The 347-nt window shown below is 34.6% G+C and carries 1 rRNA gene; it reads right to left on the reverse strand.

From position 1 onward, the window contains the following. Nucleotides 1-97: ribosomal RNA gene (locus IDG65_RS14385) — 23S ribosomal RNA — on the reverse strand; the annotation flags it as partial. Between the last annotated feature and the right edge of the window lie 250 nt (nucleotides 98-347).

The raw sequence follows: 347 nt of genomic DNA on the forward strand, positions 1-347 counted from the left end.
GCTTACTTACAGCTCCCCAAAGCATATCGTCGTTAGTAACGTCCTTCATCGGCTTCTAGTGCCAAGGCATCCACCGTGCGCCCTTAATAACTTAATCTATGTTTCCACCATTTTTATAAGTCAAACGCTCACATACGGCTTCGTTTTCATTATTTTAAATGCTCATTTACAGAAGTAAACTCTGCTTTAAAATAATTTAACTCATTGTCTGCTAAACGTTTTCTTTTATAAAAAGATTTAAACGCGTTATTAATCTTGTGAGTGTTCTTTCGAACACTAGCGATTATTTCTTATGAATTCAAGCTTATTTAAAACTCTTTATTCACTCGGTTTTGCTTGGTAAAATC

The organism is Staphylococcus sp. EG-SA-17 (assembly GCF_017151845.1).
Classification (GTDB): domain Bacteria; phylum Bacillota; class Bacilli; order Staphylococcales; family Staphylococcaceae; genus Staphylococcus; species Staphylococcus aureus.